Here is a 25512-nt window from a genome sequence, read left to right as displayed (position 1 = left end):
TCGCTTCCCGCCAGACGAAAGGAAGCGGGCGATGAGGACATTGTATCCGGAGATCGAGCCCTACGAGACGGGGCTGCTCGACGTGGGCGATGGGCATCAGGTCTACTACGAGCGCGCGGGCAAGCCCGGCGGCAAACCTGCGGTGTTCCTGCACGGTGGGCCGGGGGGCGGCTTTTCGCCCGCGCACCGGCGTCTGTTCGATCCCGACGTCTACGACGTGATGCTGTTCGATCAGCGCGGCTGCGGCCGGTCGCTGCCCTATGCGTCGCTGGAGGCGAACACGACGTGGCACCTCGTTGCCGATATCGAGCGGCTGCGCATCATGGTCGGCGTCGACAAGTGGCTGGTGTTCGGCGGTTCGTGGGGCTCCACCCTCGGGCTTGCTTATGCGGAAACCCACCCTGAACGCGTCAGCGCGCTCATTCTGCGCGGCATCTACATGTGCACGCGGCCGGAACTCGAATGGTACTACCAGTTCGGCGTCTCCGAGATGTTCCCGGACAAGTGGGAGCGTTTCGTCGCCCCGGTGCCCGAGGCGGAGCGCGGCGACATGATCGGCGCCTATCGCCGCCTGCTCACCGGAGACGACGAGGCGGCAAAGCTCGCCGCGGCGAAGGCGTGGAGCATCTGGGAGGGCGAGACGGTCACATTGCTTCCCGACCCGGCGCTCTCCGAATCGTTTGCCGACGGTCACTATGCGCTCGCGTTCGCGCGTATCGAGAACCACTATTTCCACCACGGCGCATGGCTTGAGGATGGCCAGCTGCTGAACAATGCGGATCGGCTTCGCGGCATTCCCGGTGCGATCGTGCATGGCCGCTACGACATGCCGTGCCCTGCGCGCTACGCCTGGGCGCTCCACAAGGCGTGGCCCGATGCGGCGTTCCATCTCGTGGAGGGCGCCGGTCATGCCTATTCGGAGCCGGGAATCCTGCACCGGCTGATCGAAGAAACGGATCGTTTCAGAAACGGCTGAGACGCGGCTCGGTGCCGTTCAGGCGGCGTGCGCGGCGGCCTTGGGCGCAGCGGCGGCTTCGAGTTCGTCCTCGCCCACCACGCGGTTGCGGCCGGTCGCCTTCGCCCGGTAGAGCGCCATGTCGGCGCGCTCGACAAGTGTGTCGACCGTGTCGTTCCAGCGCAGCTGCGAGATGCCGAGCGACAGGGTGATGCGCCCCACTTCCTTGTTGCTGTTCTTGGCGCGGACGCTGCGCGACGAAATGTAGTCGCGAATCTGCTCGCAGATGTCGTGTGCGGCCTGCAGCGTCTTGCCCGGCAACACGATCACGAACTCCTCGCCGCCGAAGCGCGCGGGGTAGCCGACACCGTGCGAAAGCTGTTCGAGGCTCTGGCCGACAAGGCGCAGCACCTCGTCGCCCATGCGGTGGCCCCACGTATCGTTGAACTGTTTGAAGTGGTCGATGTCGCAGAAGGCGACGCAGAGCGGCTTGCGGTCGGCGAGTGCCCGGCCCGCCTGTGCTTCGAGATATGAGGTGAACGCCTTGCGATTCGAAAGGCCAGTCAGCGGATCGGTGCGGCTTTCGGTGCGCGCCGTTTCCAGATCCTGTTTCAGGATGTTGATTTCCTGCCCGGAGATCGCAAGCTGCGCTTCCAGTCGTTCTGTCTTGTCGATCATCGCGCTCGTGGCAGCGACAAGGTCGGCAAGCAATGCGCGCTGTGTGTCGATGTCGGCGGCGGCGTTGATGCTGTCGGAGCTTTCACGCAGTGTGCGGCTGTAATCCTTGGCGTCGCCGCCGGTTTCCTCGACGAAGTGCGCCATGCGCTTCAACTGCGTCTGCGTCTGGTCGATGAGCGTGCTGAGGTCGGACGGCATCGAGGCGCCGTAGAGTTCGCGGCGGATGTTGTGCATCGCGCGCGTCGAAACACGGCCGACCGTCTGCATCACTGCGTCCACAGCAACGCGCAGCTCGGGGTCTGAGCCCGTGACGTAGCGATACCAGAATTCGTAGTTTGCGGGCGTCGGCGAAATCCCTCCAGCCTCCATGTGCTGGCGGATATCCTCGAAAATCTGGCCCGAATCTGTCATTTATCGCCCGCCGAATGTCCCCTGAGACCTTTTCTGCGGCTTTCCGTGCCCATTTCGGCACACGGAAACACCGCCGACCGGCCCATTCGCCGTAACCTATGGCAGGCTCTGGTTAAAATTTCCGAAAAGTAAGAAGAAATCAGCCGCGCGCGGATACAGAAAGGAAGTCGGGAAGGGGACCGTTCCAGCCGCCATCGTCCGTTTCCTCCTCGCGGACCGGACGCGGAGCCGCCTTGGGCGCTCTCTCGGGCTCTTGCCGGGGTGACGGTTCTGTGCGCGCCGCTTCGGGTGGCCGTCCGCCGCCCCTGGTGCGTTTTCCGCCTCGCGGGCGGCTGCTTGCCGGACGGGCATCCTTGCCCCCATCCGTGCCCTTGTCTGCACACTTGTCGGCGCTTTTGTCTGCGACGGCGGGCTGCTGCGGCACCGCGCCGCGGCGTTCGATACGGGCGCCGATCAGCTTCTCAATGTCGGCGATCAGCTCGGCGTCAGCAGGCGTGACAAGCGTGACGGCGATGCCGGTCTTGCCGGCGCGGCCGGTGCGGCCAATGCGGTGCACATAGTCCTCGGCGTTAAAGGGCACGTCGAAGTTGAAGACGTGGCTGACGCCCTTGATGTCGAGGCCCCGGGCGGCGACATCGGAGGCGACGAGGATCGAGATGCGATCGGCCTTGAAGTCCTCCAGCGTCGACAGGCGGTCGCGCTGCTCCATATCGCCGTGAATCTGCCCGGCGCGGAAGCCGTCGCGCTTCAGCGAATCGACTAGTTCCTTCACGTCGCGCTTGCGATTGCAAAAGACGATCGCGCTCGTCACCTCGTCGGCGCGCAGCAGTTCGCGGAGCGCCTGCTTCTTCTCGCGCGCGCCGGTCATCAGCAGCGACTGCGCGATGTTGGCGTTGGTACTCGATTGCCGTTCCACCTCGATCATGCGCGGGTCGTTCAGGAATCGGTCGGCGAGCTTCTTGATCGGCGGCGCCATGGTGGCGGAGAACAGCAGGCTCTGCCGGTTCGGGCCGAGCAGCGAGCAGATGCGCTCCACATCGGGGATGAAGCCCATGTCGAGCATCCGGTCGGCCTCGTCGATGACGAGAATGTCGACGCCCGACAGCAGGATCTTGCCGCGCTCGAACTGGTCGAGCAGGCGGCCGGGGGTCGCAATCAGGACGTCGACGCCCTTTTCCAGTGCCTTGTCCTGATCGCCGAAGCCGACGCCGCCGATCAGCAGCGCCATCGAAAGATTGTGGTTCTTGCCGTATTTCAGGAAGTTCTGCGCCACCTGATCGGCAAGTTCGCGCGTCGGCGCGATGATCAGCGAACGCGGCATCCGGGCGCGGCCGCGGCCGTGGGCGAGGATGTCGATCATCGGCAGCACGAAAGAGGCGGTCTTGCCGGTGCCGGTCTGCGCAACGCCGATGATGTCGCGGCCCATCAGAACAAGCGGAATCGCTTGCCGCTGAATGGCGGTAGGCTCGGTGTAGCCGCTGTCTTCAACAGCCGCGAGAAGCTCGTCCGAAAGGCCGAGGGCGTGAAAGCTCAAATTCAATGACCTTGTGCAGGCGTTAACAGAATGCCTTGCGCCGCGCTTTTGGCGCTTCCCCGCCAAATGTCAAGGAAACTGCGCGACGCAGCGACAAGGGGTCGCGTTCTCAGCGGACGATCTGCACCCGGTCGCGGCCGCTCGACTTGGCAAGATACATCGCCGCGTCGGCGTCTTTCAGCACGTCTGCGGGTACTCGTCCTCGCGCCAGCGCCGCCACGCCAACGCTGATCGTCACTGGCACGACGCCTTCGGGCATGTCGTCCGTGTCGGAGCAGGCCTTGCGCAGTGCCTCGCACAGGCCTGCCGCCTGATCGAGGCTGCGGCCGGGCATCAGCACCGCGAATTCCTCGCCGCCAAGCCGTCCGACCAAACCATGGCGCCCGACGATGGCCATCGCAAGCGCGCCGACATGGCGCAGCACAGCATCACCGACATCGTGGCCGAAGCGGTCGTTCACGGACTTGAAGTGGTCGACATCGAACAGCGCGACCGAAAACGCCGTACCGTTCGCGTTCGCGGCCTCGCCCGCCGCTTCGAGCCGGGCGAGGAACATGCGGCGGGAGGCCGTGCCTGTCAGTTCGTCGGTCGAGGCCTGTCGTTCGGCAATCGCGGCGAGCGCGTCGCGCTCATCCAGCACGGCAGCGACCGGAAGCGCGGGGAGAAAGGCGACGGCGAGGAAGAACTGGAAGAAATAGATCCGGTCCGCAAGATCGCCGGGCATCAGCGCGATCGGCCCGGAGCCGATGGTCGTGAAGTAGGAGCCGATGCACGCGACCGTGACGATCGCGACCGTGGCGCCTGCCGAGCGCAGGCGGAAGGTCGTCAGCAGCATCGGCGGCAGCAACAGGAACAGCATCGGCCAGCGCGTCTGCGCGAACACAAGGATGCTGAGCCCAGTCACGAGGGCGAATAGCGCTGCGGCCTCGACCACGCTGCGGCCTTGCAGGAACGAGCGTTTCCCGGACCAGATCGCGAAGACGATGAGCAGGATCGGTGTCACCAGCAGCAGCCCGAGGGTGTCGGAGGCAAACCACGACAGCCAGCTGCGCCCCATCGCCTCGTCCACAGCTGCGGACATGAACGGTGCGCTGAACGATGCCGAAAAGGCGGCGGCGATGATTGATGAACCGATGAACTTCAGCAGATGGTCAGGATGCTCGAGCTGCAGTGGGCCGCCGATAAGGCGCCTGGTGAGGAGGGCGGCGAGGGCGGCTTCGGCGATGTTGAGCGCGGCGAAGGGCGCGGCGGCGAAAGCGGGATAGCCGCCCAGAAGGTTGGCAGCGAACCCCGCGATCCAGACCGAAATCACATAGGGGGTCCAGCGCCGCGTCGGCACGACGAGCAGTACGGCGAGCACCAGCGCGTTCGCCGCCCACACCGTCGCCATGCCGACCGACCAACCGGTCAGGCGGATGTTGATGAGCGCGACGACGAAATGCGCAAGGCCGATGACGAGCGGGCCCGTGGTGAACGGACCTTTCGCCCGCACCGCGCGCTTCTCGGTCATGTAGAAGCCTTGATTCAGCATGAGTCCCCGCCCGTTTAGGGCGCGATATAGCGCGGAACCTGAATTAAGCCTTTACAAAAAATGCAGGCGGAACCGAAGTTCCGCCTGCATCCCTGTGTGAACCTCTATCCTAGAACTTGAAGCCGGCGCCCACGCCGTAGCGGCGCGGCTCCAGCGTGAAGACGTTGGTGAAGAGGCCCGAGGAGGCATCGGTCACGTAGAGGCCGGTGGTGGCGTTGTTGTCCAGAAGGTTCTGGACGAAACCCCGTATGTACCAGCGGTCGTTCGCGCCGTTCAGCTGCAGCTGGGCGTTGATCTGCGCGTAGCCAGACACCTTGTTGACTGGGCCATTGAAGATATTGCCGTAGCTGTCGCCCGTGTAGGTCAGGTCGACGCGGGGGACGAGCGACATGCCGTTGTCGAAGTCCGCCGTATACTGGGCGCCCACCGAGAACTTGTAGTTCGGCGCCTGTGGCAGCTTATTGCCCTTGATGTTGACGGGGATGCCCGCGCTTTCGACCGTGAAGTTGGCGCCCGCATTGGCGGCGAGCACCGAGCAGATGCTGAACGCACCCGTTGCGGAGAGGCCGCTATTGGGACCGAACGACGTTGGGCCGGCAAGACCGAGGCCCGCGTTCACCGCGGAGACGAAGCCGTTAACAGCGGCGACGTTGCCTGCGACATTCGGCACGACCGCGCAGTTCGAACCGTTCGAGATGTCCTTGATGATCACCGCATCGGAGCGTCCGCCCGAAGGATCGCGCGGGTTCGAGAGGAACTTGTCGCTCGAAACCTTGGTGTGCAGGTAGCTGAACCCGATGTTGAACAGCAGGCCCCGCGTCGGGCTCAGGATGGCGTCGCCCTCGATGCCGTAGATGTCGGCATCGACGTTGTCGTTCACCGAGGTCCGCGCCACGATGCGGCTGAGCTGCAGGGCCTTGTACTTGTAGTAGAAGGCCGTGAGGTTCAACTGCAGCGTGCCGTCGAGGAAGCTGTTCTTGGAGCCGATTTCGAACGAGTCGATGAACTCCGGCTCGAAGCTGTCCGAAACCTCGAAGATCGGCGACAGCGGTGGGTTGATGCCGCCCGACTTGTAGCCGCGCGAGTAGGACGCATAGATGAGATTGTCGTCGGTGATCTTGAAATCGAAAACCGCGCGGCCCGTCCACTCGCTGAACGAGACTTTGCGGTTCTGGAAGAGCTGGTTGCCCGCCAGGCCCGGATCGGCATCGAACAAGCCGACGAACGGCGAGTCGTAGGCGTTGTCGAGGCCGTGCGGCACGAGGAAGTTGGCAAGCGTCGTGCGTGCCCGCACGGTCTTCTTGTCGCTGTTGTAGCGCAGGCCCACCGTCAGCTTCGCGCGGTCGCTGAACTCGTAATAGGCCTCACCGAAGATGCCGTAGGATTTCAGACGGAAATAGTCGGTGTTGTTGCGGTACGACGGCGTCGCGAGATAGCTCGGCGGCAAACCGTTCGCATAGGCGTTGAACGCGCCGAGGATGCCGGTCGCGTAGTCGAGGCCGAAGGCGTTCACGTAGTAGCTGTTTTCGGAGAGCTTGAGGTCGGCGTATATGCCGCCGACGAGGAAGTTGAGCGGCCCGTCGAAGTTGCTGGTGAGAATACCTTCGATCGACCAGTCCTTGCTGGTCTGCACGGAGCGGTCGAAGTCCTGTGGGGTCGCCGCGCAGGTCGAATGGCCGCCGTAGCTGCCGGTTCCCGTGGGTTCGGCGTTCGACGTGCAGAGCACGCCGCCCGGACCATCCGGGATGAGCGCGGCGGCAACAGGCGCGAGATAGGCCTGAAGTCCCGGCGGCAGCGGAATCAGGCCGTTCGCACCGGCGTAAAGCGCCGTCAGGCCCGGCGTGAAGCCGGCGCGGTTCTGAACGGACAGGTTGTAGTCCTGCATCGAATCGACCGTGCTCTTGTGATAGAGACCGGTCAGCTGCGCGGTGAACGCGCCGATGTCCTGCGTGATGCGCGCCTGATACTGTTCCTCGTCGGTGAAGTAGGTCGGCGTGAAATCGGTGTTCACCTTGCGCACGTCGGCCGGGTTGGTGAAGCCGGCATAGACGTCGGGGCCATAGATGCTGCCGAGGCCAAAGCTGGACGGGATGCCCTGCACGGTCAGCAGCTCGCGCGAGGTCAGCAGCGAGGCGATCGTCGCGTTGCCATTCAGCGTTTCGAACTTCAGGCTGTCGGGCAGACAGCCGAGCACACCGGTCGGGTCGCGGTGGCACATCTGCTTCTGGATGCGGGCGCGGTTGTCGTCCTCGCGGAAGTAGTACGCCATCAGGTCGATGGTCGTGGAATCGGTCGGCTCCCAGCGCAGCGAGCCGCGGATCGCGTACATGTCGCGGTCGTCGATGTCGCTGCCGTCGTAAAGGTTCTCGGTGTAGCCGTCGCGCTTCAGATAGAAGCCGGCCAGCCGAATGCCGAGCGTGTCGCCGAGCGGCACGTTGACCATGCCCTTCAGCTTGTAGGCGTTGAAATTGCCGTACTCGGCATCGCCCGCCGCACTGAAAGCCGTAAGGTCGGGCTTGGCGGTCACGATGTTGACCACGCCCGAGGTCGCGTTGCGGCCGAAGAGCGTTCCCTGCGGGCCGCGCAGCACTTCGATGCGCTCCATGTCGAAGAATTCGGTCTCGAACAGTCGGGTCTGCAGCAGGGGCGTATCGTTGACGTGGATCGCGGTCGCGGAGTCGCAGGTCACGCCCACGCAGAGGTCCCCGATGCCGCGGATCGTGAAGCTGGATGCGGTGAAGTTGCCCTTGCTGAACGAAACGTTCGGTAGCGTGAGCTGGAGGTCGCTCGAATTCTCGATCTGCTGGCGTTCCATCGCCTGAGAGGAGAAGGCGCTGACCGCGATCGGCACATCCTGCAGCGATTCCGCCTGGCGCTGGGCGGTGACGATGATGGTTTCGATGCCGGAGTCGTCCTGTTCGGTCACCTGCGCGAGCGCGGGCGAGGCGATGAGGACGGCAAGCGCCGAAGCGCTGGAAACGAAGACACTACGGGCGCGGAAACGTGACTGCATGACGAGTACCCTCCCAAGGTTACCGTTGCATCCGCGCGCCTGTTTTTGTTTGGCGCGTCGGACCGCGGAGGGAGGCCCAGCTCATCACAGCGATAGCCTCCCCTATACCGCTCGAACGGCATAGAAACCCGGATTCAAGGGCTTGTCCAGCGATGCCGCGTCACCCCCCGGTTTTGGACAGGTATACTGACACCGCTGACAGTGAAGCGTTGCCCGAATGCAACGCTTGTGGCGTGGCGGACTATCGGTTTTTGCAGGGTGCATTCCGCAAAACGTTGCAGCTTCCGTAGGGCCGCAGTTTCCCTTAAAGCGGGCGCCGCCATGGCGACCCAACCCGAAACCACCGTCCTCGACCTCTTTCGTGATGCTGCCGGACCCGGCGGCTGGTCCGACGATCCCGATCGTCTCGCCCCCAAGCTCACTGATTGGCGCGACCAGAAGACGGGCGTGTCCCCCCTGCTCCTCCTGCCGCGCGACACGCAGACGCTGGCGCGCATCGTGAAGATCGCGAACGAGACCGGCACGCCGCTGGTTCCGCAGGGCGGCAACACCGGTCTCGTCGGCGCGGGCGTTCCAGAGGCGGACGGCCGCGCCGTGCTCGTCTCTATGGAGCGCATGAACCGCATTCGCGCGCTCGATGCGCCGGGCTTCACCGTCGTTGCCGAGGCCGGCGTGATCCTGGAGACGCTGCACAAGGCCGCCGAGGATGCGGACTGCATGTTCCCGCTCTCGCTCGGCGCCAAGGGGTCCGCGACGGTTGGCGGTCTTATCTCCACGAACGCCGGCGGCACGCAGGTGCTGCGCTACGGCAACATGCGCGCGCAGGTCATCGGCCTCGAAGCCGTGCTGCCCGACGGCAGCATCCTCGATCAGCTCACGCCGCTCCGCAAGGACAACACCGGCTACGACATCAAGCAGCTGCTGATCGGGGCCGAAGGTACGCTCGGCTTCGTCACCGCGGCGTCGCTCAGGCTGGTGCCCGCGCCGCGCGAGGTGGCGACCGCCTTCGTCGCACTCGCCGATCCGCACGCGGCGCTCACGCTGCTCGCCCGTCTCAAGGCGGCGACCGGCGACAATGTCGATTCCTTCGAGCTGATTCCCCGCCACGGCCTCGATCTCGTGCTGCAGCATATCCCCGGCGCGCGCGATCCGCTGTCGGACGTCTATCCGTGGTACGTGCTTGTCGAGGCGACCTCGGCGATGGCCGGCGAAACGCAGCGCCAGGCCCTTGAAACCGCGCTTGCCGCTGCGTTCGAGGACGGGCTTCTGCTCGATGCCGCGCTTGCCGAGAATCGCACGCAGGCCTTCGACTTCTGGCGTCTGCGCGAGGAGCTGCCCGAGGCCGAACGACTCGACGGGCCTTCGGTGAAGCACGACGTCTCCGTGCCCGTCTCCGACATGCCGCGTTTCATGGACGAGGCGACACGCATCATCGAGGCCGCTTGGCCCGGCACGCAGGTGATGGCGTTCGGCCACCTCGGCGACGGCAACGTCCACTACAACGTCAAGACGCCCGAACCCGGCCCGCGCACCGAACTCATGGCGCGCCGCTATGAGCTCAGCGAGCAGGTGTACGACATCGTCGCGCGGTACGGCGGCTCGATCAGCGCCGAGCACGGCATCGGCACGTCGAAGGCGAAGACGCTGGCGCGCCTCGGCAACCCCGCGAAGCTCGCCGCGATGCGCGCGGTGAAGGCCGCGCTGGACCCCAACGACATCATGAACCCGGGCAAGATCTTCGTCTGAAGGCTCAGGCAGGAACACCGAACAGGTCGGTCTCGTCGGCATCCTCGATGCGGACGCGTACGATATCGCCCGGCGCCGCATCGGCATCGCGCAGCAGAACCTGACCGTCGATCTCGGGCGCATCCCACTGCGAGCGCCCGGTGGCGCCCCCCTCGTCATCGGCCTCGTCGATGATCACGTCGATCTCGCGGCCCACGCGGCTTTGCAGGCGCGCAGCTGAAATCCGGGCCTGTGCCGCCATGAAGCGGTGCCAGCGTTCCTCCTTCACCTCTTCGGGAACGGCGCCATCGAACGCATTCGCCGCTGCACCTTCGACGGCCTCGTATTTGAAGCAGCCGGCACGATCGATGCCGGCCTCCTCCAGCCACTCCAGAAGATACTGGAAGTCCTCTTCGGTCTCGCCGGGAAAGCCGACGATGAAGGTGGACCGGATGGCAAGGTCGGGCACGATGGCGCGCCATTTGCCGATCCGCTCCAGCACCTTCGCCTCGTTCGCGGGCCGCGCCATGCGCTTCAGCACCGCCGGGCTCGCGTGCTGGAACGGAATGTCGAGATAGGGCAGCACCAGCCCCTCCGCCATCAGCGGCATCAGCTGATCGACGTGCGGGTAGGGATAGATGTAGTGCATCCGCACCCACGCCCCGAGCGAGCCGAGATCACGCGCCAGATCGGTGATGTGCGCGCGGTATTCGCGCCCCTCCCACTTCGACGCCGCGTGCCGGATGTCGACGCCGTAGGCGGACGTGTCCTGGCTGATGACGAGCAGTTCCTTCGTGCCCGCTTCCACCAGTTTTGCGGCTTCCCGTACCACCGCCGCTGCCGGCCGGCTGACGAGATCGCCGCGCAAGCTGGGGATAATGCAGAACTTGCAACGGTGGTTGCAGCCCTCTGAAATCTTCAGATACGAATAGTGGCGCGGCGTCAGCTTCAGCCCCGCTTCGGGCACCAGATCGACGAACGGCGAGGGCACCGGCGGCGCCGCCTCGTGCACGGCTTCGACGACCGCCTCATACTGATGCGCGCCCGTCACAGCGAGCACGCCCGGAAAACGCGCGCGGATAGTGTCGGCTTCGTTCCCCATGCACCCGGTCACGATCACGCGGCCGTTCTCGGCGATCGCCTCGCCGATCGCGGCAAGGCTCTCTTCCTTTGCACTGTCGAGGAACCCGCAGGTGTTCACCAGCACCACGTCCGCGCCCGCATAGTCCGGGCTCATCGCATAACCGTCCGAGCGTAGCTTGGTCAGAATCCGCTCGCTGTCGACCAGCGCCTTCGGGCAGCCGAGCGACACCATGCCGACCTTCGGCGGCGCGGGGAGCGTTTTCACGGTCATGAGACGCGCGCCAGTGAAGGAAGACGCGCCGAAAGGCAAGGGGGCGTTGCTAGCCCACTCCCGGCAGATGCGGCAGCGGGTCGACCGGTTTCTTGCCTTGACGGATCTCGAAGTGGAGTTGAGGCTCATCCACCGAGCCGGTCTTGCCCACGCGGGCGATGGGGTCGCCCTGGCGCACAGTGTCGCCGCGAATGACGAGCAGGTCTTCGGCGTGCGCATACGCCGTCACCCAGCCGCCGTCGTGTTTCAGCAGCACGAGGTTGCCGAAGCCCTCGACGGCGTTTCCGGCATAGACGACGACGCCGTTCGCCGCCGCGCGAATCGGCGCCCCGGCCGGTGCGCGGAGGTTGATGCCGTCGTTGTAGAGCCCGCCGGACTTCACGCCGAAGCGGCTGATGAGCTTGCCTTCCACCGGCACGACAAAACGTCCATTGAACGCCGGGGTCGGCGGCAGCGCGGCGACGGCCTGCGGCGGCGCCGTCTCGCCCGCCGGGTGTGCGGCGGCGGCGGCTTCGGTCGCGGCGGGTTCGCTGCCGGTGATCAGGTCGTCGATGTCGATGGTGAAGGCGGCGGCGCGCTCGGCGAGCGTCATTTCGCGCACCTGCGCCTTCGTCGGCAACCGTAGCCGCTGGCCGACGCGCAGCGTGTAGGGCGCTTTCAGCTCGTTGGTGGCGACAATCTGTTCCCAGTCCGCACCGTAAGCGCGCGCGATGGTGATGCCGGTCTCGCCCGCCTTCACCGTGTGATAGCGGCCGCCGGGGATGGTGAGCACCTGCCCCACCTCGATCGTGTAGGGCGGCGCGATCCTGTTCGCCTGTGCGATCGCCTGCACGGAAGAGCCGGTGCGCGTGCCGATGCCGGAGAGCGTGTCTCCCCGCACGACAGTGACCGTCTGCTGCGGCACATCGACCGCGTCCGCCACCACCTTCACGGGCTTCCAGGGTGCGCGCGTCGCTCTGGGCGCGGGTGTGGCCGTGCTTTCGATCGGCTTCTTCGGCGTCGGTATCGGAAATTGCGGGCGCGACGGGGCCGAACAGGCGGCAAGAAGCAGGATGATCGGAACGGCGAAGCGGAACATGGGGACGTCTCTAACCCGGCACGACGCGGATTTGAATCGCCGATCGTGTCTAGCCGAGGTGCTTCATCGCATCCTTCAGCGAATCCAGTGTCTCGTAGTGCGTGAGGTCGAGATGAAGCGGCGTCACCGAGATCAGCCCCTCGTGCGTGGCCTGCAAATCGGTGAGGTGCCCGGCTTCCGTCGCCTCGCGCCCCAGCCCGAACCAGTAATAGGTGAAGCCGCGCGGATCGACGCGTTCCTCGATGGCGGTGGCGCCGTAGTCGCGGAAGCCCTGTTCGGTCACGCGTACGCCCTTCACCGCGTCCGGCGCGACGGCGGGGAAGTTCACGTTCATCAGCACGCCCTTGGGCCATGTCTTCGCCGCGAGCGCGCGAACGACCGTGGCGCCCCACTTGGCTGCTGTCTCGAACGCCTGCGCCGCGCGCATCTGACCGAGGCACTGGCTGAGCGCGATGGCAGGCACGCCGTACAGCGTCGCCTCCATCGCCGCCGAGACGGTGCCCGAATAGGTGACGTCCTCGGCAAGGTTGGCGCCGCGGTTGACGCCCGAAAGCACGAGATCGGGCGGACTGTCCTTCATCAGGAGGCCAAGCGCCATCATCACGCTGTCGGTCGGCGTGCCGCGCACCGCAAAGCGCCGCTCGCCGTGCTTCTGCAGGCGAATGGGCTGCGTCAGCGTCAGCGAATGACCCGCGCCGGACTGTTCCTCGGCGGGCGCGACCACCCAGATGTCGTCGGTAAGTTCGCGGGCGATCGCCTCGAGCACCGCCATGCCGGGCGCGTGATAGCCGTCGTCGTTGGTGAGCAGGATCCTCACGGCCGCAGCGCCTCCAGCCCGCCCATATAAGGCCGCAGCACCTCGGGGATGGTCACCGACCCGTCCACCTGCTGATAGTTTTCGAGCACCGCGACGAGCGTGCGGCCGACTGCGAGGCCGGAACCGTTCAGCGTGTGGACAAACGCCGTGCCCTTCTCGCCCGCCGCGCGGTGGCGCGCGTTCATGCGCCGCGCCTGGAAGTCGCCGCAGTTGGAAACGCTCGAAATCTCGCGATAACAGCCCTGCCCCGGCAGCCAGACCTCGAGGTCGTGGGTCTTGCGCGAGGCAAAGCCCATGTCTCCAGCGCACAGCAGCATCACCCGGTAAGGAAGGCCGAGAGCCTGCAGAATGCCCTCGGCACATTCGGTCATGCGTGCGTGCTCGGCTTCGGACTGGTCCGCCGCCGCGATCACCACCATCTCCACTTTCTCGAACTGGTGCTGGCGGATCATGCCCTTGGTGTCCCGCCCCGCCGAACCCGCTTCGGCGCGGAAGCAGGGGGAGAGCGCGGTCAGCCGCAGCGGCAGGCTCGCGCTGTCGAGGATCTCGCCCGCCACGAGGTTCGTGAGGCTCACCTCGGCGGTCGGGATCAGCCAGCGGCCGTCGGTCGTCTGGAACAGGTCCTCGGCGAACTTCGGCAGCTGGCCGGTGCCGTACATCGCCTCGTCGCGTACCAGCAGCGGCACGGCGGTCTCGGTGAAGCCGTTCTCCACCTGCCGGTCGAGCATGAACTGTGCAAGCGCACGGTGCAGGCGGGCAACGCCGCCGCTCATCACCGCGAAGCGCGCGCCGGAAAGCTTCGCCGCGCGTTCGAAATCGAGCCCGAGCGGCGCGGCGACGGCATCGTGCTCCTTGGGCTGGAAATCAAAGGCGCGCGGCTCGCCCCACGTTTTCAGCACGACGTTCGCGGTTTCATCCGGCCCTTCCGGCACATCGGCGGCGGGAATGTTCGGGATGCCCGAAAGCCGGGCATTCAGCGCTTCCGAAAGTTCGCGCTCCTTCGCCTCAAGATCGGGGATGCGCGTCTTCAGCTCGGACACTTCGGCCATGAGCGCAGCGGCCGTCGCCTCGTCCTTCTGCGCCTTCGCGGCGCCGATCGCCTTCGACGCCTCGTTGCGCCGCGTCAGCGCGGCCTGCAGCGTCGTCACCGTCTCGCGCAGCGCGGCGTCTTCGCCAAGAATTTCCGCCGACAGGGGTGCAAGCCCCTTTCGAGCTAGACCCAGATCAAATTCGGCGGGGTTTTCCCGGATATAACGGATATCATGCATGGCGAAGGCTCTATGGAACGGGCGCGTTTGGCCCGCAACCGGTTTCGCCGTGCTTCGTTGAAGCTTCATACACAGGCAGAAAAGGGAGACCCCATGATCCTCCAGCACAAGACCGAGATTTGCGTCGCAGACGGGCGCAAGCTGCTTCTGCTCGTCAACGAAGGCGACACGAAGTTCCCCGATCTGCAGGTGATCCGCGAGGAAGAGCAGGACCTCCGCCCCGACCGCGAGCTGTCAAGCGACAAGCCCGGACGCAGCTTCCAGAGCGTTGGCGGCCGGCGCAGCAGCTACGAGGAAACCGATTTCAAGCAGCTCGCCGAGGATCGGTTCGCCGCCGAGGTCGCCGATATCCTGAAAAAGCGCGCGCTCGGCGGCAAGACCGACCGTCTCATCATCATCGCGCCGCCAGCGACGCTCGGCGAGATGCGCAAGCATTATCACAAGGAAGTGTCGGACCGGATCGTCGCCGAGATCGCCAAGGAAGCGACGAATTTGCCGCCTGACGCCATCGCCGCAATGGTGGAGGCCGCGTAAGTCCGCTTGGCGGGCATGGACGTCCGCGCTATGCGAGGCGTCCATGCAGCCCGCCATCGAAATCCGCGACCTCGAAAAAACCTATTCGGACGGCAAGCGCGCCCTGAAAGGCGTCAGCTTCGATGTGCCGCGCGGCCAGATCTTCGGGCTGCTCGGCCCCAATGGCGCGGGCAAGTCGACGCTGATCAACATCCTCGCGGGCCTTGTGAACAAGACCGGCGGCACCGCGCGCATCTGGGGCTTCGATATCGACGAAGACCGGCGGAACGCGAAGCGCGCGATCGGCATCGTGCCGCAGGAAATCCTGTTCGACGCCTTCTTCACCCCGTTCGAGACACTCGAAATCCACGCCGGGCTCTACGCCGTGCCGAAGGCCGAGCGGCGCACGATGGAAATCCTCCGCGCGGTCCGGCTCGAGGACAAGGCGCATGCCTACGCGCGCACGCTTTCGGGCGGCATGAAGCGGCGGCTCCTTATCGGCAAGGCGCTCGTGCACAATCCGCCGATCCTGATTCTCGACGAGCCCACCGCGGGCGTCGACATCGAGCTTCGCCAGCAGCTTTGGTCCTACGTGCGCGAGCTTCATGCGGCGGGCACCACGGTCGTGCTCACCACGCACTATCTCGAAGAGGCCGAGGAACTTTGCGACCGCATCGCCATCATCAACCACGGCGAGGTGGTGGCGAACGACGAGACGCACGCGCTCCTCGCCAGCGCGCAGGAAAAGTGCCTGATCGTCACGGTGGACCGCGATCTCGATAACCCGCCCGCCGGTCTCCCCGCCGAGAAGGTGGAAATGAAGGGCACCCGCCAGCTCATTCTCACCTACAATCGCAGTGTGCTCACCGCGGGCGATCTTCTGCAGGCGATCAGCGCGACCGGCCTCGGCGTCGTCGATGTCTCGACGCGCGAAGCGGATCTCGAGGACGTGTTCCTGCATCTCACCCAGCAAGTCGCCGCCTGATGCAGTTCGATGTCCTCGTCATCGGCTCTGGCGCCGCGGGGCTCACCTGCGCGCTCAACCTCGCGCAGCATTTCCGTGTCGGGGTGCTGTCGAAGGCGGACCTGTCCGCCGGGTCGACGTCATGGGCGCAGGGCGGCATCGCCGCGGTGCTGGAGCCGGGCGACACGTTCGAAAGCCACATCGAGGATACGATGGTGGCGGGCGCGGGGCTCAACCACCGCGACATCGTCGAGTTCGTCGTTGAAAACGCCCCCGCGGCGATCGAGCGGCTCGCCGAGATCGGCGTGCCCTTCAACGCCGGCGGCACGGAGCGCTGGCACCTGACGCGCGAAGGTGGGCACAGCCACCGCCGCATCGTGCACGTCGACGACGCAACCGGCTGGGCGGTGCAGCAGGCGCTCGAAAAGGCCGCCGCCGCCAGCCCCAACATCACGCTGCTGCCGGACAGGGTCGGCATCGATCTCGTCACCAGCCGACACGGCGAGCGCTACTCGGGCGACGGTCACGTCTGGGGTGTCTACGCGCTCGACCGCGCCACCGGCCGCGTCGAGACGCTGACGGCACGTGCCACCGTGCTCGCCACCGGCGGGGCGGGCCGCACCTATCTGTTCTCCACGGCGCCGCGCGGCGCGACCGGAGACGGCATCGCGATGGCGTGGCGCGCCGGCTGCCGCGTCGCCAACATGGAATTCATGCAGTTCCACCCGACCTGCCTCTACAATCTGGAGGTCAAGAACTTCCTCATCACCGAAGCCGTGCGCGGCGAGGGCGGCCACCTCAAATTGCCCCCCGGCGTCCCCGGCGGCGGCGAGCGTTTCATGCCGCGCTTCGATCCGCGCGCCGAGCTTGCCCCCCGCGACATCGTCGCCCGCGCCATCGACCACGAGATCAAGCGCCTCGGCCTCGATTACGTGCACCTCGATATCAGCCACATGGGGCCTGAGTTCGTGAAGCACCACTTCCCGAACATCTACGAGAAGCTGCTTTCGCTCGGCATTGACATGACCAAGGACCCGATCCCGGTCGTCCCCGCGCAGCACTACACGTGCGGCGGCGTCGTCATCGACCGCGACGGCCGCACCGACCTCCCCGGTCTTTACGCGGCGGGCGAGGTCAGCCACTCCGGCCTCCACGGCGCCAACCGCCTTGCCTCAAACTCGCTCCTCGAATGCTTCGTGTTCGGGGAGGCGGCGGCAAAGCATATCGCCGCGAACTGGGACGGGCTGGCGGCGCCGCCGCCGATCCGCGCGTGGGACGAAAGCCGCGTCACCGATTCGGACGAAGAGGTCGTCATCAAGCAGAACTGGACGGAAATCCGGCGTTTCATGTGGAACTATGTCGGCATCGTCCGCACCACGAAGCGGCTGGATCGCGCGCAGCACCGCATCAAACTCCTCACCGGCGAGGTCGAGGATTTCTACGGTCACTTCCGCGTCACGCCCGACCTCATCGAGCTGCGCAATCTTCTCACGGCCGCCGACCTCATCGTCCGCTCCGCCCTCCGCCGCCACGAAAGCCGAGGGCTGCATTACACGCTCGACTATCCGGAGCCGTCTCCGGTCGCGGAAGACACGGTGCTCATCCCTTAGCGGATCAACCGCACCTCCACGCCGGAGGCCTCCGCGATATCTGCCCACGCGCGGTCTGTCGTCACGGCCGGGACACTGAGCGCTTTTGCGAGGGCAAGGCAGCTTCGGTCGCCGAGCGAAAGCCCCGCCGCCCGCGTCGATGCGCGCAGCGCGCCGATGGATATCGCCATCGCCATGTCCACGTCGTGAATCTCAAGCTCGAGATCGGCGAGCGTGGCGACGACCGTATCCTGCGGTACGCCCTTGTCCGCCAGTTTGGTCGCGACTTCGGCGATATTGTTGGCTGAGATCGCTGCAGCGTCGGCAACCGCCGCGACCTTTTCGCCGCCCGGCTCTCCCCAAAGCATGGCCAGCACGGCAGACGAATCGAGGACGATATCAGCCACGCGGGCCGGTTTCGCTTTTGTCCTCGGCGCGGCGTTCGCGGACCAATTCGTCGGATATCCGCTCGCCGGTTTTGACGAAGGGCTTCAGGCGGCCACGCGCGCGTTCCAGCCGCTGGGCGAAGGTCATGATCCGCACGCCTTCGCTATCCTGTTCGAAGAAAACCTTGCCCGCCCCTTCAAGGCCGAGCGCGCGGCGTACGTCGGCGGGCAGGTTCATGCGTCCGTTCGCGCCTACCGGTACGGCGCGTCCAAACCCTTCGGGGTGTCGGGGTGAAGTGTTCATGATGGGAGAGTAATCGATCTAGGGAGAATTCGCAATTCTCATCTCACGCCCGCGCCGCTCGCCAACGCCGCACCCGCTTGCTAAACGCTCGTCCATGACCGACTCCCCCCAGCATCTCTACCTCGTCGACGGGTCGAGCTTCATCTTCCGCGCCTACCACCGCCTGCCGCCGCTTACCGATCCGGAAGGCACGCCCGTCAACGCCGTGTTCGGCTTCACGGCGATGCTCTGGAAGCTGATCGAGGAGCTGAACCGGGGCGAGGGGCCGACGCATCTTGCGGTCATCCTGGATGCCTCGAAGCACAGCTTCCGCATGGATATCTATCCCGAATACAAGGCGAACCGGCCTGAGCCGCCCGAGGACCTGATCCCGCAGTTTCCACTCATCCGCGATGCCGTGCGCGCCTTTTCGGTGCCGTGCATCGAAGAGATCGGCATCGAGGCCGACGACATCATCGCCGCCTATGCCGTGAAGGCGCGCGACGATGGCATGAAGGTCACCATCGTCTCTTCGGACAAGGACCTGATGCAGCTCGTCGGCGGCGGCATCGATATGCTCGATACGATGCGCGACCTCAGGATGGATGTTGCGCACGTCGAGGAAAAGTTCGGCGTGCCGCCCGAGAAGGTCGGCGACGTGCTGGCGCTGATGGGCGACGCGGTCGATAATATCCCAGGCGTGCGCGGCGTCGGGCCCAAGACGGCGACACAGCTCATCCAGCAGTTCGGCGACGTCGAGACGCTGATCGCCCGCGCCGGTGAGATCAAGCGCGACAAGCTCCGCGAGATGATCCAGTCGAGCGTCGATGCCATCCGTATGTCGCGCGTGCTCGTCACGCTGAAGACCGACTGGCCGCTGCCCGAGCCGATTTCCGAATTCGCGCTGAAGGACCCGCCGCACGAGCCGCTCGCCGCCTTCTTCAAGAAGCACGGCTTCCGCACGCTGCTGGCGAAGCTCGGCAAGCACACGGCGGAGGAAATGTCCGCCGGGCGCGGCGGCGCGGCGCTGCCGGCGCCCGACGCCTTCTCGCCGGCGCTGCTGCCCTTCGAGCACGACAAGTATGAAACGGTGACCACGCTCCAAGCGCTCGACATCTGGATCGCGGAAGCCTTCGCGGCGGGCACCGTGGCGATCGACACCGAAACCGACAGCCTCGATGCGATGCGCGCCAATCTCGTCGGCGTCAGCCTCGCCACAGCGCCCAATCGCGCCTGCTATATCCCGCTCGGCCATGTCGCCGTCGAAGGTCTGCTCGGCGAAACACCCGTGCAGCTGGACCGCGCGGAGGCGCTCGCCCGCCTGAAGCCGCTGCTTGAAGACCCGGCGACGCTCAAGGTCGGCCAGAACCTCAAGTACGACATGCTCGTGCTGTCGCGCCTCGGCATCACCATAGCGCCATTCGACGACACGATGCTGATCTCCTACGCGCTCGATTCGGGCAAGGCGCAGGAAAACGGCGGCCCCGCCGGGCACGGCATGGACGCGCTATCGGTGCGCACGCTCGGCCACACGCCGGTCGCCTTCAAGGCCGTCGCGGGCACTGGCAAGGCGCAGGTCACCTTCGACAAGGTACCGCTCGACGCCGCCACCAAATACGCTGCGGAGGATGCCGACTGTACGCTCCGTCTCTGGCAGCACCTGAAGCCGCGCCTGTGGCGGGAAAAGGTCACGCGCGTCTACGAAACCCTCGAACGCCCGCTCGTCCCCGTGCTGATGCGCATGGAAAGCCGGGGCATCAAGGTGGACCGCGCTGCGCTCGCGCGGCTTTCGGCGGATTACGCGCACGGCCTCGAACGGCTGGAGGGCGAGATTCATGCGCTCGCCGGCGGCCCCTTCAACGTCGCCTCGCCGCGTCAGCTCGGCGAGATCCTGTTCGAGCAGATGGGCCTGCAGGGCGGCAAGAAATCCGGCAAGACCGGCGCCTACTCCACCGACGTCGACGTGCTCGACCGCCTTGCCGGCGAAGGTGTTCCGATCGCGCAGAAGGTACTGGACTGGCGCCAGCTCGCCAAGCTGAAGTCCACCTACACCGATACGCTGCAGGAGCAGATCAACCCGCAGACGGGCCGCGTCCACACCAGCTACGCGCTCGCCTCCACCACCACCGGTCGGCTCTCGTCGACCGATCCGAACCTCCAGAACATCCCGATCCGCACCGAGGAGGGCCGCAAGATCCGCGACGCCTTCGTGCCGGAGGACGGCAATGTGCTACTTTCGGCGGACTACAGCCAGATCGAGCTGCGCCTGCTCGCCGAGATGGCCGAAATTCCGGCGCTCCGTCAGGCGTTCGCGGACGGACTCGACATCCATGCGATGACGGCGTCCGAAATGTTCGGCGTGCCCATCGAGGGCATGGACCCGTCGGTACGGCGACAGGCGAAGGCGATCAACTTCGGCATCATCTACGGCATCTCGGCATTCGGCCTTGCGCGCAACCTCGGCATCGATCGCGGCGTCGCCGGCGACTACATCAAGCGCTATTTCGAACGCTTCCCCGGCATCCGCGATTACATGGAGCGCACCAAGATGAGCGCCCGCGACCTCGGCTATGTCGAAACATTGTTCGGTCGCCGCATTCACACGCCGCTTATCAGATCGTCGAACCAGGCTGAGCGCGCTTTCGGCGAGCGCGCGGCGATCAACGCGCCGCTGCAGGGCACCGCCGCCGACATCATCCGGCGCGCAATGATCCGCATCGAGGAGGCGCTGGAGACGGAAGGGCTCACGGACGCGCGCATGCTGCTGCAGGTACACGACGAACTCGTCTTCGAGGTTCCCGTGGACAAGGCGGCAGCGGCAGGCGCGGTCATCAAGCGCGTGATGGAGCATGCCTGTGCGCCCATCGTCGAAATGACCGTCCCGCTCGTCGTCGAGGTCGGCACCGGCAAAAACTGGAACGCCGCCCACTAACGGACCTCCCCCTCCCCGCCGGTGAGAGGGGCAAACAAGAGCAGCTGTCACGTATCCGACATTTGTCTGTCACCAAATCGTCATCGAACACGCCTAGGGGCGGCGTCAGAAACAGGTCGTTCTTCCAGCGGAGACGGAATCCCATGCGCATCACCAGCCTTGCTCTTGCCGGTATCGGTCTCATGGCGCTCGCCGCCTGCGATTCGTCGCCCGCGCCCACACCGCCGCAGGGCGGCGACGCAGCTGCCACGGGCGGCGTCAACGTCTCCGGCCCGGCGCTCCGCATCGTCGGCTCGTCCACCGTCTATCCGTTCACCACCGCGGTCGCTGAAAACTTCCGCCGCAAGTACCCGGCGGCGGCTGCGCCGATCGTCGAATCGACCGGCACCGGCGGCGGCATCAAGCTGTTCTGCGGCGGCGTCGGCACGCAGCACCCGGACATCGCCAACGCCTCGCGCCGCATCAAGAAGAGCGAGGTCGAACTTTGCAACGCGAACGGCGTCAAGCAGATCGTCGAGGTCCAGGTCGGGCTCGATGGTCTGGCGCTGGCCCAGGCGAAGTCGGATGAGGATCTGGCGCTCACCACCCGCCACGTATTCCTGGCGCTTGCCGCGACCAAGCCGGATGGCTCGAAGAACACGGTGAAGACCTGGAACGAGGTCGATCCCAAGCTGCCGAACCGCAAGATCGAAGTGCTCGGCCCCCCGCCGACGTCGGGAACGCGCGATTCGTTCAACGAACTCATCATGGAGGCGGGCTGCAGCACGTTCCCCGAACTCAAGGCGCTCAAGGAATCCAACGAGGAAGAATACAAGTCCCGCTGCACGCGTCTGCGCGAGGACGGCGTCTATGTCGAGGCCGGTGAAAACGACAACCTCATCGTTCAGAAGCTCGTCGCCAATCCGCTCGCGCTAGGCGCGTTCGGCTATTCCTATCTCGAGGAGAATCTGGACAAGCTGAAGGGCGTCACGCTCGATGGCGTCGCACCCGAATACGACGCGATCGCGAACGGCAGCTATCCGGCCTCGCGCGCGATGTTCATCTATGTGAAGGGCGAGCATGCCCGCGCGAAGCCTGCGCTGGCCGCGTTCCTGCAGGAATACACGAGCGATGCGGCATGGGGCCCCACCGGCTATCTCAAGGCGCGCGGTCTCATCGCATCGCCGGACGCTGTCCGCAGCGCGACCGCAGCGGCAGCCGCCGCGATGACGCCGCTCGACATCGCTGCTCTCAAGTAGGCGTCAGTTCAGCCGCAGCTCGCGGTCGACAAACCTGTATTCGGCGGGGCGGATCAGCGCGTCGTGCATGATCCGCACCGAATGCAGCATGCCCTCGATGCTGTGCGACCAGAAGTCGAGAAACCCGATCAGCCGCGGAAAGCGCGGCGGCACGTCCAGCGTCTGCCATGTGAAGCTCTGCAGCACATGCGGGTGATCGGGCATGTGGTAGAGGACCTCGGCGGTCAGCATCCGCCAGTCCTGCAGCCGCCGGGTGAAATCGTCATCAACGCCGCGCGTTACATCATCATGCATCACAAGCCCCTCTCCTCTGGAACCAGACACAGGGGATCATGCTATCACACGGCTGTAAATATCCTTGACGGGAATAGGGGGACATTGCTGGTGCCACGGCCGGAGTCCAATAAACGTGACTTTGTGAATGTTTTCAAATTGATGAGAGTAGGGTGTCAGTTCTGATACCGTCAAATGTACCTTCAAATTTGGCCTTTCCAGTTCGATTCCCAAACCATGTACTTTTTTGCCCTGTTATGTTCAGACCGACAGACGAGGGTAACATCTGAGCCTTCGATCGCGCGGAGCAGTGCGCCTACCTTGGCGGGTTCGACGATGGCCGCGCGGTGCGTGACCTTGGGGGCAATGAGCGCACCGCGAAGGTCGACCGTCACATCCCGCTTGGCGCGGCCCGTGGCAATCGCATAGCGGAGCACGCTGCCGAAGGTGCTTCTTAGCCGCCGGGCCGTTTCATACCGGCCGCGCACCTCGACAGTCCGCAGCACCGTCAAAAAGTCAGGCGCGGTGAGCTTTCCAATCGGGCACGTCCCGATCAGCGGTTCTGCAAAGCTGAGAAGCCAGCGCAGCTTCTCCATAGTCGCCGTCGCGCGTCCTTCCGCCTCGATCTTCGCGAGCCACTCATCGGCCACCGCCTTGAACGAATCACCGCCCTCAAGCGAAGCGATACCACTGGTCAGCTTCTTGTAGGCGGACGGGTTCAGCCCCTTGTCGAGCATCTTGCCCGCATTCGCGCGCTTTTCCCTCGCTTCTTTAAGGGAGACCTCAGGATAGATGCCCAGCGCCAAGGTGCCCCGCTTGCCCGCATGACGGTAATCGAAACGCCAGTAGCGCGCACCGTTGGGATGCATCAGCAGGTACAGCCCGTACATGTCGGCGACCTTGTAGGGCTTGTCGCGACACCTCAGTCTGCGGATGACGGCATCAGTCAGCATGACGGTACATTTCCCAAAAAATGTACCGTCAATGTACCGTCAGCATCAAAAATTGACAACAAACTGGGACGATCACGGCCGGACGATGTACCGTCAAAACGCGCAGAATTCTGCCCTTTTTTGGACGGCTGCGGATGTCGGTGGAAGAGGCGATGGTGCCCGGGGACGGAGTCGAACCGCCGACACTGCGATTTTCAGTCGCATGCTCTACCAACTGAGCTACCCGGGCACATTCCAGCGAATGCGGAATGAAGCGCGCCTCTTAATGGCCTGCGCAGGGCTTGTCCAGCACCCGCGCATCAATCCTCGGCGGGGGTTTCCTCGTCGGAATGCACGGGCACGCGATAGCGTTCGTCGAGCCAGGAGATGAGGTCGCGGTCGCGGCAGAGCTGCGAGCAGAAGGGCTTGTGCACCGGCGTTTCGGGCTTGCCGCAGATCGGGCAGCGACCGAGGCGCGAGTCAGCTTTGGACGGCATGGACATGGCCGCCTTGTAGCGCGAGCGCGGCATCTTCGGCCAGCACGACCTGCGCACCGATGCGGCGTTCGAGTTCGGTGACGAACGGCGCGTGTGCGCGCAGCCATGTGACGACGCGCGGCGACGCCGTGAGCGTGCGCGGCCCCGCCCCCGGCGTCCGCGCGGCAAGGTGCAGGAGCGCAAGCGCGGCGGTTTCCACCGGTGCGTTCTGAACACGCTCGATGATCGAAGCGCGCGGGCGCGGGCGGACGATCTGCAAGAACCCGAAGCCATTCACCGCTGTGCGCTCGAAGGGCTGCGGGAGCAGGCTGTCGACAAGATCGCCCGCAGCCTGGCGTGCGGCCTTGTCGCGCAGCGTCGGCAGGTCGATGCCGATGGAGCCGCCGATGTCGAACCGTCGGATCGCAGCGACGGCGGCACGAACCCCGGCCATCGCGAGGTCCACGGCGGGGAGATCGCCATCGATGTCGATGGTCGTCATCGCCGGGGTCGGCACGAGCGCGAGGCTGCCGCCGGCAAATGCGACATGGCCGCTTTCCGCCTCCGCAATCGCCTCCCCCCAGCCATAGTCATCCAGCGCTTCGCCGTGGCCGAGTGCACGCGCGCCGGGAGGATCGAACGCGGGCGCCGTGATCAGCCCTGGCACCGCGCCCGCAGCGCCTTCCGCCCGCACCTTCGCAAGCCGCGAACGGCCGCGCTCCGGGATCGGCTCGCGCAGCACGACCACGCGCACGAGCCCGCCTTCGGCAAGATCGGCGGGAACAGGTTCAAGCAGCGCCTCGTGATCGCCCAGCAGCACGATGCCGCGCCGTGCGCCCAGCTTCGCCGTCAGCCGCGCATCCCATATCTCGCCCGCGCGAGGGCCGACGCCTTCGCGCACGATCCGCATTTCGGCGATCGCGCCGGCTTCGATGAGCGCAGCGCGGGTTTCGCCGATGCCGCGCTCGATCAGCCATTCAGCCATCGGAGGGGACAACGCCGGACGCGGCGAGAAGCGCCGACGCCTCGTAGAGCGGCAAGCCGACGACACCCGAATAGCTGCCGGAGAGGAAGCGCACGAAGGCGGCGGCGCGGCCCTGGATCGCATAGCCCCCCGCCTTGCCACGCCCTTCGCCCGCGCGGACATAGGCATCGATCTCGGCATCCGAGAGCCGCTTGAAGGTGACGATGGTTTCGGCAACGCGCTGGCGCAGGCGCCCCTCCGCATCGATGACGGCGACGGCGCTGTAGACGCGGTGCCGCCGCCCCGAAAGCAGCGTGAGGCAGTGCCGGACGATCTCGTCGGTGTCGGCGGGCGGCAGGATACGGCGGCCTGCGGCGACCGTGGTGTCGCCCGCGATCACCACTTCGCCCGGCGCGCGCGGGACGGCAGCGGCCTTTTCGGCGGCAAGGCGCACCGCATAGTCGCGGGGCAGCTCGCCGCGCCGGGGCGTTTCGTCGATGTCAGGCGAAAGCGTGCGCGCCGGAACGATGCCGATCTGTTCGAGAAGGGCGCGGCGGCGCGGGCTCGATGAGGCAAGGACCAGCGCCGGCACAGACGG

The 25512-nt window shown here is 65.7% G+C and carries 22 protein-coding genes and 1 tRNA gene; 7 read left to right on the top strand and 16 right to left on the bottom strand.

What is annotated here, in order from left to right:
* Positions 1-31 precede the first annotated feature (31 nt).
* Positions 32-976, top strand: a complete 945-nt coding sequence (gene pip / locus H2052_RS12925) for a prolyl aminopeptidase (protein ID WP_293782315.1) — start codon at positions 32-34, stop codon at positions 974-976.
* Positions 977-994: 18 nt separating this feature from the next.
* Here pip and H2052_RS12920 read toward each other — a convergent pair whose 3' ends face one another.
* From H2052_RS12920 to H2052_RS12905, 4 genes are all read right to left on the bottom strand, one after another.
* A complete protein-coding gene (locus H2052_RS12920; protein ID WP_293782313.1) occupies positions 995-2044 on the bottom strand; it encodes a GGDEF domain-containing protein in 1050 nt (349 codons plus the stop codon).
* A gap of 139 nt (positions 2045-2183) precedes the next feature.
* Positions 2184-3578 (bottom strand): DEAD/DEAH box helicase, encoded by a 1395-nt coding sequence (locus H2052_RS12915; protein ID WP_293782311.1) that lies wholly within the window; start codon positions 3576-3578, stop codon positions 2184-2186.
* Between the two features lie 109 nt (positions 3579-3687).
* Positions 3688-5109: a sensor domain-containing diguanylate cyclase gene (locus H2052_RS12910; protein ID WP_293782309.1), complete on the bottom strand. Its 1422-nt coding sequence runs from the start codon at positions 5107-5109 to the stop codon at positions 3688-3690.
* 109 nt (positions 5110-5218) lie between these two features.
* On the bottom strand, positions 5219-8122 hold the full coding sequence (locus H2052_RS12905) for a TonB-dependent receptor (RefSeq protein ID WP_293782307.1): 2904 nt from the start codon (positions 8120-8122) through the stop codon (positions 5219-5221).
* A 321-nt stretch (positions 8123-8443) separates the two neighbouring features.
* On the opposite strand from H2052_RS12905, the gene H2052_RS12900 reads away from it, so the two are divergent.
* Positions 8444-9868, top strand: a complete 1425-nt coding sequence (locus H2052_RS12900) for an FAD-binding oxidoreductase (RefSeq protein ID WP_293782305.1) — start codon at positions 8444-8446, stop codon at positions 9866-9868.
* 4 nt (positions 9869-9872) lie between these two features.
* Here H2052_RS12900 and rimO read toward each other — a convergent pair whose 3' ends face one another.
* From rimO to serS, 4 genes are read right to left on the bottom strand one after another with little or no spacing between them, the layout of a single operon-like run.
* The gene (rimO, locus tag H2052_RS12895; RefSeq protein WP_293782303.1) at positions 9873-11201 is read right to left on the bottom strand and encodes a 30S ribosomal protein S12 methylthiotransferase RimO; all 1329 of its coding nucleotides are present in this window, start codon (positions 11199-11201) and stop codon (positions 9873-9875) included.
* A 49-nt stretch (positions 11202-11250) separates the two neighbouring features.
* Positions 11251-12279: a peptidoglycan DD-metalloendopeptidase family protein gene (locus H2052_RS12890; protein WP_293782301.1), complete on the bottom strand. Its 1029-nt coding sequence runs from the start codon at positions 12277-12279 to the stop codon at positions 11251-11253.
* 49 nt (positions 12280-12328) lie between these two features.
* Positions 12329-13096, bottom strand: a complete 768-nt coding sequence (gene surE, locus H2052_RS12885) for a 5'/3'-nucleotidase SurE (RefSeq protein ID WP_293782299.1) — start codon at positions 13094-13096, stop codon at positions 12329-12331.
* Positions 13093-14364, bottom strand: coding sequence for a serine--tRNA ligase (serS, locus tag H2052_RS12880; protein ID WP_293782297.1), 1272 nt, complete (start codon positions 14362-14364; stop codon positions 13093-13095). Before serS ends, surE begins: the two co-directional genes overlap by 4 nt.
* 93 nt (positions 14365-14457) lie before the next feature.
* On the opposite strand from serS, the gene H2052_RS12875 reads away from it, so the two are divergent.
* The 3 genes from H2052_RS12875 to nadB are packed head-to-tail and all read left to right on the top strand — an operon-like array spanning position 14458 to position 17451.
* On the top strand, positions 14458-14898 hold the full coding sequence (locus tag H2052_RS12875) for a host attachment family protein (RefSeq protein WP_293782295.1): 441 nt from the start codon (positions 14458-14460) through the stop codon (positions 14896-14898).
* A 43-nt stretch (positions 14899-14941) separates the two neighbouring features.
* Positions 14942-15862: an ABC transporter ATP-binding protein gene (locus H2052_RS12870; RefSeq protein WP_293782293.1), complete on the top strand. Its 921-nt coding sequence runs from the start codon at positions 14942-14944 to the stop codon at positions 15860-15862.
* On the top strand, positions 15862-17451 hold the full coding sequence (nadB, locus tag H2052_RS12865) for an L-aspartate oxidase (RefSeq protein WP_293782291.1): 1590 nt from the start codon (positions 15862-15864) through the stop codon (positions 17449-17451). Before H2052_RS12870 ends, nadB begins: the two co-directional genes overlap by 1 nt.
* Here the strand turns inward: nadB and H2052_RS12860 are convergent.
* Entirely contained in the window at positions 17448-17837 is a 390-nt protein-coding gene (locus H2052_RS12860) for a type II toxin-antitoxin system VapC family toxin (protein ID WP_293782289.1), read from the bottom strand. The two genes, nadB and H2052_RS12860, sit on opposite strands and share 4 nt — an antisense overlap.
* Complete coding sequence (locus H2052_RS12855) at positions 17830-18054, bottom strand: hypothetical protein (protein WP_293782287.1); 225 nt, start codon at positions 18052-18054, stop codon at positions 17830-17832. The genes H2052_RS12860 and H2052_RS12855 overlap by 8 nt, the downstream gene beginning before the upstream one ends.
* Positions 18055-18214: 160 nt before the next feature.
* Between H2052_RS12855 and polA the strand changes: the two genes are divergently transcribed.
* Both polA and H2052_RS12845 read left to right on the top strand, forming a co-directional pair.
* The gene (gene polA, locus H2052_RS12850; RefSeq protein ID WP_293782285.1) at positions 18215-21031 is read left to right on the top strand and encodes a DNA polymerase I; all 2817 of its coding nucleotides are present in this window, start codon (positions 18215-18217) and stop codon (positions 21029-21031) included.
* A gap of 143 nt (positions 21032-21174) precedes the next feature.
* Positions 21175-22269, top strand: coding sequence for a PstS family phosphate ABC transporter substrate-binding protein (locus tag H2052_RS12845; protein WP_293782283.1), 1095 nt, complete (start codon positions 21175-21177; stop codon positions 22267-22269).
* A gap of 3 nt (positions 22270-22272) precedes the next feature.
* Here the strand turns inward: H2052_RS12845 and H2052_RS12840 are convergent, their stop codons facing one another.
* The 6 genes from H2052_RS12840 to H2052_RS12815 all read right to left on the bottom strand — a co-directional run bounded on the left by H2052_RS12840 (position 22273) and on the right by H2052_RS12815 (position 25506).
* Entirely contained in the window at positions 22273-22563 is a 291-nt protein-coding gene (locus H2052_RS12840) for a protein usg (protein ID WP_293782281.1), read from the bottom strand.
* A 182-nt stretch (positions 22564-22745) separates the two neighbouring features.
* Complete coding sequence (locus tag H2052_RS12835) at positions 22746-23495, bottom strand: integrase arm-type DNA-binding domain-containing protein (protein WP_293782279.1); 750 nt, start codon at positions 23493-23495, stop codon at positions 22746-22748.
* Between the two features lie 153 nt (positions 23496-23648).
* Positions 23649-23724 (bottom strand) — tRNA-Phe (locus H2052_RS12830).
* A gap of 70 nt (positions 23725-23794) precedes the next feature.
* A complete protein-coding gene (gene yacG / locus H2052_RS12825; protein WP_293782277.1) occupies positions 23795-23971 on the bottom strand; it encodes a DNA gyrase inhibitor YacG in 177 nt (58 codons plus the stop codon).
* A complete protein-coding gene (locus H2052_RS12820; protein ID WP_293782275.1) occupies positions 23955-24935 on the bottom strand; it encodes a ribonuclease in 981 nt (326 codons plus the stop codon). The genes yacG and H2052_RS12820 overlap by 17 nt, the downstream gene beginning before the upstream one ends.
* Positions 24928-25506 (bottom strand): nucleoside triphosphate pyrophosphatase, encoded by a 579-nt coding sequence (locus H2052_RS12815; RefSeq protein ID WP_293782273.1) that lies wholly within the window; start codon positions 25504-25506, stop codon positions 24928-24930. The genes H2052_RS12820 and H2052_RS12815 overlap by 8 nt, the downstream gene beginning before the upstream one ends.
* Between the last annotated feature and the right edge of the window lie 6 nt (positions 25507-25512).

The organism is Sphingosinicella sp. (assembly GCF_013911755.1).
Classification (GTDB): Bacteria; Pseudomonadota; Alphaproteobacteria; order Sphingomonadales; family Sphingomonadaceae; genus Sphingosinicella.
This window is presented reverse-complemented; position numbering and strand designations above follow the sequence as displayed.